Raw genomic sequence first — 12,428 nt, forward strand, 5'->3', positions numbered from 1 at the left:
GTGGAAGGTCTCATCGTCACTGGGTGCCGTACAGGCCGGCCTTCTGGTCGCGAACGAGGTGGCCGTGATCCAGTTCCAGCACACGTCGGCGCATCTGGTCGACGATGGTGGCGTCATGGGTGGCCATGAGCACCGTCGTCCCACTGCGATGGATGCGGTCGAGCAGCTTCATGATGCCGATACTCGTCTCCGGGTCGAGGTTTCCGGTCGGCTCGTCGGCGATGAGGATCTTGGGATGGTTGACGACGGCGCGCGCAATGGCGACTCGCTGCTGCTCACCGCCGGACAACTCGCCGGGCATGCGATCCCCCTTGTCCGCAAGACCCACCAGCTCCAGGGTTCGGGGCACCTCGTCGCGGATGGATCGAACGGACTTGCCGATGACCTCCAGCGCAAAGGCGACGTTCTCGTAGACCGTCTTTCCCGGCAGCAGCTGGAAGTCCTGGAACACCGTGCCGATCCCTCGTCGCAGCGAGGCGACCCGACGCCGTGACATGAGACCGACATTTCGACCATTGACCATGAGCCGGCCACGACTGGGGCGCTGCTCGCCCAGGATGAGTCGGATGAACGTCGACTTGCCGGAGCCGGACGGCCCCACGAGGAAGACGAACTCACCGTCGTTGATGTCAACACTGACGTTCGTGAGGGCAGGGTGGGTCTGCCCGGCATAGACCATGCTGACACTGTCGAAGGTGATCAAAGGATTCCGTCCTTGACGCTCGCTGCTGACCTCGGCCCCGTGCTCGCGGGCCGAGAGATGATCCGGTGGCCAGGGCTCGGATCATTCAGTACCGAGTCTAGAAGGGCATGGACACGAAAAAGCAGGCGACTCGCCCGAGCGAGCCGTCTGCAGTGAGGTAAGTCTGAGGATTCTCAGGATTCGTTCTCGGTGCTGCGCCGCCACCGGATACCGGCGTCGATGAACCCGTCAATGTTGCCGTCGAAGACCGCATCGGTGTTGCCGACCTCGTAGTTGGTGCGCAGATCCTTGACCATCTGGTAGGGGTGCAGCACGTAGGAGCGCATCTGGGCACCCCACGAGTTGCCCTCGGACTTCAGCGAGTTCATCTCGGCCTCCTGCTCCTGGTGGGCCTTCTCCAGCAACTTGGCCTGCAGCACACGCATGGCGGCAGCCTTGTTCTGGATCTGGGAACGCTCGTCCTGACAGGTGACGACCATTCCGGTGGGCAGGTGGGTCAGGCGCACGGCCGAGTCGGTGGTGTTGACGCCCTGGCCGCCGGGACCCGAGGAGTGGAAGACGTCGACACGCAGGTCCGAGTCGGGGATGTCGACGTGGTCGGCCTCCTCCACCACTGGGAGCACCTCGACACCGGCGAAGGAGGTCTGACGACGTCCCTGGTTGTCGAACGGGCTGATGCGCACCAGACGGTGGGTGCCGGACTCCACCGACAGGGTGCCATAGCCGTATGGGGCGTGCAGGATGAAGGTGGCTGACTTGATGCCAGCCTCCTCGGCGTAGGAGGTGTCGAGCATCTCCACCTTGTAGTCGTGACGTTCGGCCCATCGGGTGTACATGCGCAGCAGCATCTCGGCGAAGTCGGCAGCATCCACGCCACCGGCCTCGGAACGCACGGTGACGACTGCCTCACGCTCGTCGTACTTGCCGGAGAGCAGGGTGCGAACCTCGAGGGAATCGATCTCGTCGCGCATCCGCTCCAGCTCCTGCTCGGCCTCCTTCTCGGAGTCCTCGTCGTCACCCTCGGCGGCAAACTCGAGCAGGACGGAGACGTCCTCAAGACGCGAACGCAGCTTCTCCAGACGGGACAACTCAGCTTGCAGGGCGGACAGCCGCGAGGTCACCTTCTGGGCGTGCTCCTGGTCGTCCCACAGATCGGGGGCAGCAGCCTGCTGCTCCAGCTCGGCGATCTCTTTCTTCTTCGTCTCTGGATCGAGAACGAGCTCGATCGACTCCAAGGAGTGATTGAGCTCATCAACGGTCTGTTGCAGGTCTACCAATGCCACAATAAGCTACTCTATCGTCTGTTCGGTTCGGGGGCACATGCCCACGACGCAGGGGCACATAGCTCAGTTGGTCAGAGCGCCTGCCTTACACGCAGGAGGTCGTCGGTTCGAGACCGGCTGTGCCCACCTCGATGACCGGCCCGTCCGTCCCGCCATTCCTCGTCAGCCATGCCTGCCTCGTCGTCCAGATCGGTCCGGCTCATCGCGCCGACGAAGACCGTCCACAGCGGCATCAGCATTGCACGTCATCCATATACTTTCCATGTCATCTTCAACATCTAGGAGACACATGTCGAACGACCAGTGGGGCCCCTACGAGACGCCGGAAGGCCAGCCCGGACGCGCTGCCTCCAACAGTTCCCAGACCTGGGGCGATGCTCCGCAGAACCCGCAGGAACGACAAGGCCAGCCGCAGTACGGGACGACCCAGCAGTTGGTGAATCCGTCCGAAACTGATCCATACGGCTACGATCCCTACGCACCACAGCAGACGGGGCACCCACGCCCCTCGGTCTCCTTCCCCACCGCCATCAAGCTCTTCTTCAAGAACTATGCCGTGTTCAACGGACGAGCCTCCCGCTCGGAGTTCTGGTGGGTATTCCTGCTCAACGTCCTCGTGGAGACGATCCTCGAGACGATCAACAGCAGACTGGGAGGCACACCCAGCGATCCGACCACGATCTACATGGTGGTGTCAGGCGTGTGGGAGGTAGCAACCATCGTCCCGAAAATTGCCTTGAGTGTGCGTCGTATCCACGACACCAACCGCAGCGGCTTCCACTACTTCTGGGTCCTGCTTCCATTCATCGGCTGGATCGTCCTGCTGGTCTTCTACTGCCAGTCCTCCCATCCCGATGCCTGGCGCAGGTACGACAACGGCACGCTGCCGGTTGAGGAGTGAGAGAGCTGGCAAAGCGCTTGGGTCGGCCGTGGGGGTGCCGAAAGGTACGTGGACAGCCCGAGAGGCCTGAGTCGGTCGAGGGGTACGAGGGGCCAGAGCTGGTCACAGGGCACCTGAGCTGACCTAGGGGTAGTTGGGCTGACCGAGGAATGCTTGACCGGCAGACCGGTTGAGCAGTTGCTGCTCCACGACCACACCGACCCCCAGCACTGACCGTGTGCTGGGGGTCGCGTTGTCTCCTGAGGATCGTGTTGTCCCGGATCCCCACCGTCCTTCGACGGATTCACACCGTCCGCCGCGGGAAAACTCCCGCCGGGGAAACTCGGTCTCAGGTGTCGCGTTCAGGGTGTCAGGACGTCGCTGCACTCAGGGGCTGTCGCAGTGCTCAGGCCTGCAGATTGGCCAGCACGTCGTCCAGGTCGTCGGGACGTACGAGCACCTCACGCGGCTTGGACCCCTCCGAGGGGCCGACGACATTGCGGGTCTCGAGGATGTCCATGAGACGGCCGGCCTTGGCGAACCCAACGCGCAACTTGCGTTGCAGCATCGAGGTGGATCCCAGCTGCAGCTCGACGACGAGTTTCGCCGCCTCCAGCACGAGTTCCAGATCGTCACCGATGTCCTCGGCAACCTTCTTCGTCGCTGGCGGGGCGGCGACGTCCTCCCGGTAATGGGCCGCCATCTGGGAGCGCACGTGCTCGGCCACCGTGTGGATCTCCGCGTCCGAGACCCACGATCCCTGCACACGGATCGGCTTGGATGCCCCCATCGGCAGGAAGAGCCCGTCGCCCTGACCGACGAGTTTCTCCGCCCCTGGCTGGTCCAGGATCACTCGGGAATCCGTCATCGACGAGGTCGCGAAGGCCAGACGTGAGGGCACATTGGCCTTGATGAGTCCAGTGACGACGTCGGTGGAGGGGCGCTGGGTGGCCAGCACCAAGTGGATACCGGCAGCACGGGCCAGCTGGGTGATTCGCACGATCGAGTCCTCGACGTCACGAGGAGCCACGAGCATGAGGTCGGACAGCTCGTCGACGACGACCAACAGGTGCGGGTAGGGGGCCAGGGTGCGCTGGGACCCCTCGGGCAGCTGCACCTGACCCGCCTTGACGGCCTTGTTGAAGTCCTTGACGTGCCGGAACCCGAAGGCAGCCAGGTCGTCGTAACGCTGATCCATCTCACGCACGACCCACTGCAAGGCCTCGGCGGCCTTCTTGGCGCTGGTGATGATCGGCGTCACCAGATGGGGGATCCCCTCATACTGGGTGAGCTCGACGCGCTTGGGGTCAACGAGCATCATGCGCACCTCGTCGGGAGTGGCTCGCATCATCACCGAGGTGATGAGTGAGTTGACGAAGCTCGACTTGCCCGAGCCGGTGGCGCCGGCCACCAGCAGGTGGGGCATCTTGGCCACATTGGCGATGACGAATCCACCCTCGACGTCCTTGCCGAGCCCCACGACGAGTGGGTTGTGGTCATTGCGGGCCTTCGCGGAGCGCAACACATCGCCCAGGGAGACGATCTCCTTGTCCGTGTTGGGGATCTCGATGCCGATGGCGGACTTTCCCGGGATCGGGGAGAGAATGCGCACCTCGGGTGAGGCCACGGCATAGGCGATGTTCTTGCTCAGCGCAGTGACCTTCTCCACCTTGACGGCAGCCCCGAGTTCCACCTCGTAGCGCGTGACGGTCGGTCCTCGGGAGTAACCGGTGACCTTGGCGTCGATACCGAATTCGTTGAACACCCCGGTGAGCTTCGCCACGACGGCGTCGGAGGCCTCGGTGCGCGCCTGCGGCACCGAGCCGGGTTTGAGCAGATCGTAGGACGGCAGGGTGTAGGCGACGTCGTCGGCCAGTTGCTCGACGCGCTCGGGCATGGGCTCCTGATCCGCGAGCTGCAGATCGGCATGCTCGTGGACCGTGAAATCAGCCGGGAGACCCGCCGTGGTCCGGGAACGACCCTCCGACTGTTCCTGGTCGTTCGTTTCGGCAAGCACGGCGGTCGGGGTCTCATCGGCGTCCCGACCCAGCAGTCCGGGATTGTAGGCGGCACCGGAGAGGGTGGGGATGTCATCGTCGTCACCATCACCCACCAGCGGGGTCTCGTAGGCGTCCCGGGAATCGAGCTCCAGCTCCTCCTGACGACGCTGCTGGCGTTGCCTGCGGTTGGCTCGATGGGCGGACATCCGGCTGCCGAGACCAGGACCGGCAACCAGGTAGGAGCCAAGACAGGTGAGCACGGCGAGCAGGGGGACCCCTCCCCAGACGGTGAGGATGTCGGAGAGCAGGTGTGAGGAGATGAATCCGAGGATGCCGCCGGCGTCCCGCATGACTGCGGCATCGTCGGGGCCAGGCAGCCCGTCGGCGACATTGACGAGCCCTTGCAACCCCAGGCACAGCACCAGCCAACCGCCGAGCTGCCGACTTCCCGAACCCAGCCGGTCAGGGTGTCGATAGGCACGCCACGACATCCAGAATCCGGCGATCGGCAGGGCGTAGGAGATCATGCCGAAAATGGTGGAGACGCCGATCCGTAGGGCGTCACCGACCGGGCCGGGCAGCTGGAACCAGAAGGCGATGGCCACGAGGATCGATCCGAAGGCAGTGATGGTGGCTGCCCCGTCGCGGCGATTCTGTGGGGTGGGCAGGCTCGAGCCAATACGGCGAACCACCGCCCCCATGGCGCCCACCAATCCGCCCCAGGTGGCGGAAAGGGCACGCGAGATCGGATTCTGGCTGCTCGACGCCGTTCCACGTGAGGCGCTCTTGCGCGATGTGGTGGCCTTGGAGGTGGGCGCACGAGAAGACGTCGACTTCTTGCTCCGCGAGCTGGTCGACGTCTGTTTCTTCCTCCCCTGGGTGGTTGCCCCGGTCTTCTTGCGCGACCGTGACGGGGAGGCCCCACGAGTAGCCATGCTCTGGACGCTACCAAAGTGGTGAGACATTCCCCGTCAGGCACGCGTGGCACGACCTGATCCTCCAGCGGCAGAGTCCGTGAGCGGGCAGGGTGGGTCAGGGGCTCGTCAGCCCGTGTGACGAGTCGAACCGGCGAACTCGATCGGCGCCGTCACGACGAGAAATGAGTCCAGCCCCCGGCGCCCTGCCACCGCTGATCGTCAACCATGATGTACGGGTGCCCCGCCGATGCGGAACCGGCGGAGTCGGGTCCGGCGGCAGCATCGACGCGGCCGATGACCGTCCAGCCCTCGGGCACGGTGCCCGGTGCGAAGGTGGCGACGAGGGCATGGTCCTCTCCCCCGGTGAGCATCCACGTCATGGGATCGGTGTCGATGCGTTCGGCAGCCGCACGTACCGGCTCGGCAATGACGAATGCCTCGGAGTCGAGATTCACCCTCACCCCGGAGTTCTGGGCAATGTGCCCCAGATCGGCGATGAGGCCGTCGGAGACGTCGATCATGGCGTGCGCCCCGGCGCGAGCTGCCACTCGACCCTGACCGTACGGCGGTTGTGGATGACGCTGTGACTCGATGGTTTCCCGGTATCTGGACACATCGTGCTGGAAACGCCGGGCTGCGTCTGCCGTGGAACCGTCGGATCCGCGTTGGTGCGCTCCTTCCCCCGGTTGGAGCCAGCCGATCCCGTGCATGAGCAGGTCGAGACCAGCGGCGGCGTACCCCAGTCGACCGACGTAGGCCACCTCGTCACCCACCTGGGCGCCGTCGCGACGTACTGGGGCGAGCCCTGCCGTCTGCCCCATGACGGTGACCGAGATGCTGATGATCTCACCGTTGGTGGTGTCTCCCCCGACGATGCTGACACCCGCGAGCTGCGCCTCCTGGGCCATACCAGCCATGAACTCACGAGCCCATCGCACCGGCAGATCGGCGGGGGTGCTGAACCCCAGCACGACGGTGAGCGGCTGGGCGCCCATGGCCTCGATGTCTGCGACGTTGACGGCGATCGCCTTGCGTCCGACGTCATGGGCCGATGACCAGTCGCGGCGAAAGTGTGAGTTCTCGATGAGGAGGTCGACCGAGACCACCATGGATCCGTCGATGGTGACCACGGCCCCGTCGTCACCGGGGCCCAGCTGCACCTGTGGTCCCATGGACAGCGGTGCGACGAGGGAGTCGATGAGGGGGAACTCCCCCACCTGGGCGATGGTCTGCTCGGTCATGACCCATACGCTAGCAGCGCGGCCTCATCGCAGCCCCAGCGGCCGTTCCAGGGCCAGTTCGACCAGCTCGGTGACGATCTGGGGGTACGTGAGCCCACTGGCCTGCCACATGAGGGGAAAACCCGAGGTCGTGGTGAATCCGGGCATGGTGTTGGGCTCGTTGACGTAGATCGTGCCGTCACCGGTGACGAAGGTGTCGATGCGCGCCAGCCCCTCACAGCCCAGGGCGCGGAAGGCGTCGATGGCGACCTGCTGCACCCGTGCGCTGGTGGCCTCGTCCAGATCCGCCGGGATGGACACGGTCGCCCGATCCTGCCCGGTGAGGTATTTCGCCTGGAAGTCGTAGAAACCATCGGGGTCGTGAACGATGATCTCACCGGGTGCCGATGCCCGCGGGGCGTGTCCGCCGTGGCCGTCGAGCACGGAACACTCAATCTCTCGACCGGCGATCCCCTGCTCGACGATGACCTTGGGATCGAACCGACGCGCCTGCTCGATGGCGGCTACGAGATCATCACCGGTGGTGACCTTGGTGATGCCGACCGACGAGCCGCCACGAGCAGGCTTGACGAAGACCGGCATCGTGAGCTCGCCGATGCGGTCCAGGCATCCCTGGCGGTCGTCCTCCCACTCATGGGGACGCACGACGACGTAGGGGCCCACCAGGATGCCTGCCTCACTCAGCACCACCTTGGTGAGGTGCTTGTCCATGCAGTTCGCCGAGGACGCCACACCACAACCGACGTAGCGAGCCCCGTTCATCTCGAGCAGCCCCTGGATGGTGCCGTCCTCACCGTAGGGGCCGTGCAGGAGTGGGAAGACCACGTCGATGGGGGTGTCGAGCCCGTCACTGGTGACGAGATGGCAGCCGTCGGCATGTCGTTGCAGGGTGACGCCCGGATGGCCGGCACTGCTCACCTCGGGAAGCGAGCCAGTCCTCGGAAGGTTGAGGACGTCCTGCGCACTCCACGAGGTCCACACCCCATCGGGTGAGATTCCGATTCCCACGACCGTGAAGCGATCGGCATCCATCGCAGCGACGACGTTGGCAGCCGTCAGGCACGAGATGGAGTGTTCCGAGCTCATCCCGCCGAAGACGACAGCTACCGTGATTGAGTCAGCCATGGAACAGTCCTTCCGAAAATCCGTGCACGAAGCCTACGCGATGAGGAAGCCTATCCCGTCATTGCTGCAAGGCGCGTCAGTTGCCCACGGCACTGTCGGTGCGGGTGGCGGTACCAGTTGCCCAGCGAGGCACCCGTAGACCGGTACGCCCATCGTATCGGCTGGCCGGCACGTGCTCCCCACGTACGATCTCCACCTGGGCGTCAATGGCGGTCATGATGCGCTCGGTGGCCTCCGTGACGGCAGCGCGATCGTCCTGGTGGTACCACAGATCCGACAATCGCACGGGTTCCCCCACACTCAGGTGCATCGTCTTGTGCGGGAAGAACCTGGGGAAGGTCATCTTCTTGAAACCCATGACGTCCTGTGGCCCCCACTGGCCCACCGGGATCACGGGAACGGGACACGACAGTGCCAGTCGAGCTGCGCCGGTACGTCCGGTCATCGGCCATCCGAGCGGGTCTGCGGTGATCGTCCCCTCGGGGTACATGATGACCGTCCGGCCGTGCTCCAGCTGTTCGCGTGCCGTTCCGAGGATGAGGCGAGGATCGGGGTGGGAGCGATCCACCGGGATCTGGCCGGAGACCGAGGCAAGCCATCCCAGAGCCGGCACCGAGAACAGCTCCTTCTTGGCGAGCCAGTGCGGAAACCTGCCGTTGAAGAGCAGAAATGCCCCCATGACGACGGGATCGTAGTTGGAGATGTGATTGCCCACGATGAGGCAGGACCCCTGGGCGGGAAGATTCTCCACACCAGTGAATTCCATGTCCGTGGCCATCTGGGCCAGATGGGCCAGGCAGCCCGAGACGGCCCCTACCACGGGGGCGGGCTGGTCACTGGAATTGGTCAGCTGTACCCGACGCACGAATCATCCTCTCGAGAGTGAACAACCACACTGTACTGGCCCCAGAACGTTCTGGCCGCAGGACGCGGAATCCGTGCCGTGACTGCACACCAGAAACACTGTCGGCCCACCAGGCAGGTGGCGAGCCATGCAGCGAGATGGACTCACAGCACCCCGGTCATGGGCTTGACACACGACCTTTCTCGCAGTGGTGTCCTGCAGTGGTGAAACCGTGCCGGAACAATTTTATTTGGTGGGTGCCTGACACCGCTGCCAAATGAGACGTTAGTCTTAGCATATGGACGAATACAGCAGCGGCGTCGGCGTACTCGACAAGGCCGCATTGGTGCTCGCCGCACTCGAGACCGGCCCGGCGAGCCTGGCAAACCTCGTGCAGACCACTGGACTGGCTCGGCCCACCGCCCATCGTCTGGCCCGCGCCCTGGAGCATCATCGCTTCGTCGCACGCGATCTGCACGGACGATTCATCCTGGGGCCACGTCTGGCCGAGCTCGCGTCTGCTGCTGGCGAGGATCGTCTGTTGGCGGCGTCCGGGCCGATTCTCGCTCGTCTGAGAGACATCACGGGTGAATCGGCGCAGCTGTATCGCCGTCAGGGTGAGAGCAGGGTGTGCGTCGCGACCGCCGAGCGCCCGACTGGCCTGCGCGACACCATCCCGGTGGGCAGCCTCATGTCCATGGATGCTGGTTCTGCCGCTCAGATCCTGCTTGCCTGGGAGGACTCCGACAAGATCCGCCGCAGTCTGGCCCACTCGTCGTTCTCGGCCGTCACCTTGGCTGCCGTGCGCAAACGTGGCTGGGCACAGTCGGTGGGTGAGCGGGAGCAGGGAATCGCCTCGGTCTCGGCAGCCGTACGTTCCCCCTCGGACAAGGTCATTGCGGCTGTCTCGGTCTCCGGGCCGATTGGCAGACTGTCGCGCCAGCCCGGACGTATCCATGCTCCAGCCGTCATCGCCGCCGGTGAGCGGCTCTCGGAGGTGCTGCGTCGCACAGCTGAGTGAGCAATCCCCGGTGAGGGGAACCACCGCTGTGAGAGTACCGACGCAACGAGAACGCCACGAACGAGGGATGCGCCAACGACGTGTGCCAGCTGGTGGGCCCTGTGACGGGGGCACCGGTGGGTACTGTGACAGGGGCAACAGAAATGCGGTCCAGACCGATGTCTGGACCGCATGTGCCAATGGTAGCCTCGAGCGGATTCGAACCGCCGTTTCAGCCTTGAGAGGGCCGCGTGCTAGGCCGCTGCACTACGAGGCCATTGTTCACTTCTCGTGACAGTCGCATGATCTGTCCGCCGTCAACTGCTTGACGGCGCCGTGGAAGCCTAGCAAGCCATTCACCGAATTGCCAAGTCACCAGCTCACACGCACTGCGCTGGGGTACCAGGACTCGAACCTGGACTAACAGAACCAGAATCTGTCGGGCTGCCAATTACCCTATACCCCAAGGGATTTCACTGATCGGTTTCACCAACCCGTGCAACGACGTAGAACTTTAGCAGCAGTGCTGAAAGCTTCGCAAATCGTGCCGCCCCTGCCGTCATCACGCCTTGCCAGAGCGCTCAAGCTCAGCCATGACAAGGTCATCCGGGGTCCTCGTCGCCACCGTCATCCATCGCGAGATCCACCAAGCAGCCAGCGCGATGGCCAGGAATCCCGTGACATCCCACAGCGCGTCGGCCCAACCCATCGACGTCAACCCTCGGGCCACGGAGGCCCCACCAAGGAACACGGAGTACCCAAAGGCGAAGAGGTTGTTGAGCACATGCGCTGCGATCCCCGCCTCCAAGCCCCCGGTGAGGATCACCAGGGCACCGGCGAGCAGGCCGAACGTGAACCGGTCTGCGAACAGCCACATGTTCTGGGTGCCGTGGGCAAGGGCGAACACCAGCGCCGAGACGACGACGGCGACCCACCGGTTGGCACCCATCGAGCCCAGACAGTTCATGAAATAGCCACGGAACAGAACCTCCTCCGCAGCCGCCTGCAGTGGCGAGGTGAGCAGAATGGCGATGAGCCACACCCACCAGTCCGAGGGTGCGGTGAACCCCCAGGAGTCCCCTGCCTTGACGATGACCTGGGTGACGTTGATGACGACTCCTGCGACGAGGGCCACCAGCAGTGCGAACCGCCACCGGAAACCTGGTTGCACCGACCAGATCCACGTGGAGCGTCGATGATGCACGAATTTCGCCAGAAGCACAACAATGGGAATGAGGGCTGCCAGACCCAGATGGGTGGCGATCAAACCATCGACCGTCTCGTACCGCAGTGCGCGTGCCAAGTGCTGCCGCCATGTGCCGGGTGCACCGGTGACGAGCCATCCCAGGGCGATGAACAGCTGGGTGAGCAGCGGAACCACGATGGCATAGCCCAGCATGGCTCCAGCGACACCGATGAGCCCCCGGGCCATACCGTCGGGTGGCAGATCGAGGACATGGGCATAGTCGACCCCGGGTTCGGGGGGCACGCACTGGCCACGGCCCATCGGCACCAGACGGGGTGCGCCACGGCGTCTCGATTCAGCCATCTCAGCCCTCGAGAACCGTGTCGTGCTCCGCGACCACGCCGTTCACCAGGGTGCCGATCCCCTCGATCTCCACCTCGACCTGCTGTTGGGGAGCCACCGTCGCGGCCCCCGCTGGAGTGCCGGTGAGAATGACATCGCCGGGCAGCAGGGTCAGTCGCGACGAGATCTCGCTGACGAGCTCGGCAACGGAACGGATCATCTCACTGGTGGACGACTCCTGACGTACCTTTCCGTCCACCGTGGTGCGCAGATGCACACTGTCGGCCTCCGCCACCGAGAAGTGGGTGACCATCCACGGCCCCAGAGGGCAGAAGGTGTCCGACCCTTTGACACGAATCATGTCGTCGGCATCGTAGCCGCCAGTAGCCGTGACGTCATTGGCCACGGTGAACCCGAAAATGGCCTCCTGCGCCCGCTCGCCTGGCACGTCCTTGCAGATTCGTCCGATGACGACGGCCAGTTCGCCCTCGACCTGCAGGTCCGTGCAGTCGTCCGGACGCACAATCGGGGTGTCGGGACCGATGACGGCCGTGTTGGGCTTGAGAAATGTCATGAGGGGGGCGGCGTCGGCCGAACCCTGCCTGCCCGTGGCCGAGGGGTCGGCCTCATCACCATCCGCCCGAGCCGCGTCAGAATCTGGGCGTCCGGCACCCGATATGGGATAGTTGCGTCCCACACCAATGATCTTGGACCGGGGAATCACCGGGGAGAGCAGTCGGACGTCGGCCAGGTTCACCCTGGCCCCGGTGTACTGCACCGGTCCGGCAACCGGGTCACCGGTGATCTGGGCGATGGTGTCGGGGTGGTCACCACCGTCGGCCGCAAGTTCCACGATTCCGAAGGCAGGATCCCCATCTGCGGGGGCGTAACGGGCGATTCGCATGCC

At 64.6% G+C, this 12,428-nt stretch carries 9 protein-coding genes, 3 tRNA genes and 2 pseudogenes; 3 read left to right on the forward strand and 11 right to left on the reverse strand.

Annotated elements, in window-relative coordinates; genetic code table 11:
• Positions 1-16 precede the first annotated feature (16 nt).
• Entirely contained in the window at positions 17-703 is a 687-nt protein-coding gene (ftsE, locus tag ACP8JZ_RS05140; protein WP_323459152.1) for a cell division ATP-binding protein FtsE, read from the reverse strand.
• A 173-nt stretch (positions 704-876) separates the two neighbouring features.
• Positions 877-1,986, reverse strand: a complete 1,110-nt coding sequence (gene prfB / locus ACP8JZ_RS05145; protein ID WP_021103494.1) for a peptide chain release factor 2 — start codon at positions 1,984-1,986, stop codon at positions 877-879.
• A gap of 52 nt (positions 1,987-2,038) precedes the next feature.
• Between prfB and ACP8JZ_RS05150 the strand changes: the two genes are divergently transcribed.
• Both ACP8JZ_RS05150 and ACP8JZ_RS05155 read left to right on the forward strand, forming a co-directional pair.
• Positions 2,039-2,112: transfer RNA gene (locus ACP8JZ_RS05150), tRNA-Val, on the forward strand.
• Positions 2,113-2,275: 163 nt separating this feature from the next.
• Positions 2,276-2,887, forward strand: a complete 612-nt coding sequence (locus ACP8JZ_RS05155) for a DUF805 domain-containing protein (protein WP_306517904.1) — start codon at positions 2,276-2,278, stop codon at positions 2,885-2,887.
• A gap of 385 nt (positions 2,888-3,272) precedes the next feature.
• Here the strand turns inward: ACP8JZ_RS05155 and ACP8JZ_RS05160 are convergent.
• The 5 genes and pseudogenes from ACP8JZ_RS05160 to ACP8JZ_RS05180 form a co-directional block, all read right to left on the reverse strand.
• Positions 3,273-4,904: pseudogene (locus ACP8JZ_RS05160) on the reverse strand (DNA translocase FtsK); the annotation flags it as partial.
• A gap of 198 nt (positions 4,905-5,102) precedes the next feature.
• A pseudogene (locus tag ACP8JZ_RS05165) lies at positions 5,103-5,831 on the reverse strand (DNA translocase FtsK 4TM domain-containing protein); the annotation flags it as partial.
• Positions 5,832-5,953: 122 nt separating this feature from the next.
• Positions 5,954-7,024 (reverse strand): thiamine-phosphate kinase, encoded by a 1,071-nt coding sequence (locus tag ACP8JZ_RS05170; protein WP_306517900.1) that lies wholly within the window; start codon positions 7,022-7,024, stop codon positions 5,954-5,956.
• A 24-nt stretch (positions 7,025-7,048) separates the two neighbouring features.
• Positions 7,049-8,149, reverse strand: coding sequence for a D-alanine--D-alanine ligase family protein (locus ACP8JZ_RS05175; protein ID WP_306517908.1), 1,101 nt, complete (start codon positions 8,147-8,149; stop codon positions 7,049-7,051).
• Positions 8,150-8,225: 76 nt separating this feature from the next.
• Positions 8,226-8,927 carry a lysophospholipid acyltransferase family protein gene (locus ACP8JZ_RS05180; protein ID WP_306517914.1) on the reverse strand — a complete coding sequence of 234 codons (702 nt, stop codon included), beginning with the start codon at positions 8,925-8,927 and terminating at the stop codon, positions 8,226-8,228.
• 364 nt (positions 8,928-9,291) lie between these two features.
• On the opposite strand from ACP8JZ_RS05180, the gene ACP8JZ_RS05185 reads away from it, so the two are divergent.
• The gene (locus ACP8JZ_RS05185; RefSeq protein WP_021103501.1) at positions 9,292-10,014 is read left to right on the forward strand and encodes an IclR family transcriptional regulator; all 723 of its coding nucleotides are present in this window, start codon (positions 9,292-9,294) and stop codon (positions 10,012-10,014) included.
• A gap of 180 nt (positions 10,015-10,194) precedes the next feature.
• On the opposite strand, the gene ACP8JZ_RS05190 is transcribed toward ACP8JZ_RS05185, so the two are convergent.
• The 4 genes from ACP8JZ_RS05190 to ACP8JZ_RS05205 all read right to left on the reverse strand — a co-directional run bounded on the left by ACP8JZ_RS05190 (position 10,195) and on the right by ACP8JZ_RS05205 (position 12,425).
• Positions 10,195-10,270 (reverse strand) — tRNA-Glu (locus tag ACP8JZ_RS05190).
• A gap of 117 nt (positions 10,271-10,387) precedes the next feature.
• Positions 10,388-10,459: transfer RNA gene (locus ACP8JZ_RS05195), tRNA-Gln, on the reverse strand.
• A 96-nt stretch (positions 10,460-10,555) separates the two neighbouring features.
• The gene (locus ACP8JZ_RS05200; protein WP_371415930.1) at positions 10,556-11,500 is read right to left on the reverse strand and encodes a CPBP family intramembrane glutamic endopeptidase; all 945 of its coding nucleotides are present in this window, start codon (positions 11,498-11,500) and stop codon (positions 10,556-10,558) included.
• Positions 11,501-11,543: 43 nt separating this feature from the next.
• The gene (locus ACP8JZ_RS05205; protein WP_306517912.1) at positions 11,544-12,425 is read right to left on the reverse strand and encodes a fumarylacetoacetate hydrolase family protein; all 882 of its coding nucleotides are present in this window, start codon (positions 12,423-12,425) and stop codon (positions 11,544-11,546) included.
• Positions 12,426-12,428 lie beyond the last annotated feature (3 nt).

Source organism: Cutibacterium sp. LaCa_286 (assembly GCF_057198075.1).

Bases quoted from the DNA above. Each gene is read 5' to 3' on its own strand.
- ACP8JZ_RS05155 (WP_306517904.1), top strand. From the start codon at position 2,276: ATGTCGAACGACCAGTGGGGCCCCTACGAGACGCCGGAAGGCCAGCCC.
- ACP8JZ_RS05205 (WP_306517912.1), bottom strand. From the start codon at position 12,425: ATGCGAATCGCCCGTTACGCCCCCGCAGATGGGGATCCTGCCTTCGGA.
- ACP8JZ_RS05170 (WP_306517900.1), bottom strand. From the start codon at position 7,024: ATGACCGAGCAGACCATCGCCCAGGTGGGGGAGTTCCCCCTCATCGAC.
- ACP8JZ_RS05175 (WP_306517908.1), bottom strand. From the start codon at position 8,149: ATGGCTGACTCAATCACGGTAGCTGTCGTCTTCGGCGGGATGAGCTCG.
- ACP8JZ_RS05200 (WP_371415930.1), bottom strand. From the start codon at position 11,500: ATGGGCCGTGGCCAGTGCGTGCCCCCCGAACCCGGGGTCGACTATGCC.
- ACP8JZ_RS05185 (WP_021103501.1), top strand. From the start codon at position 9,292: ATGGACGAATACAGCAGCGGCGTCGGCGTACTCGACAAGGCCGCATTG.
- ACP8JZ_RS05180 (WP_306517914.1), bottom strand. From the start codon at position 8,927: ATGGCCACGGACATGGAATTCACTGGTGTGGAGAATCTTCCCGCCCAG.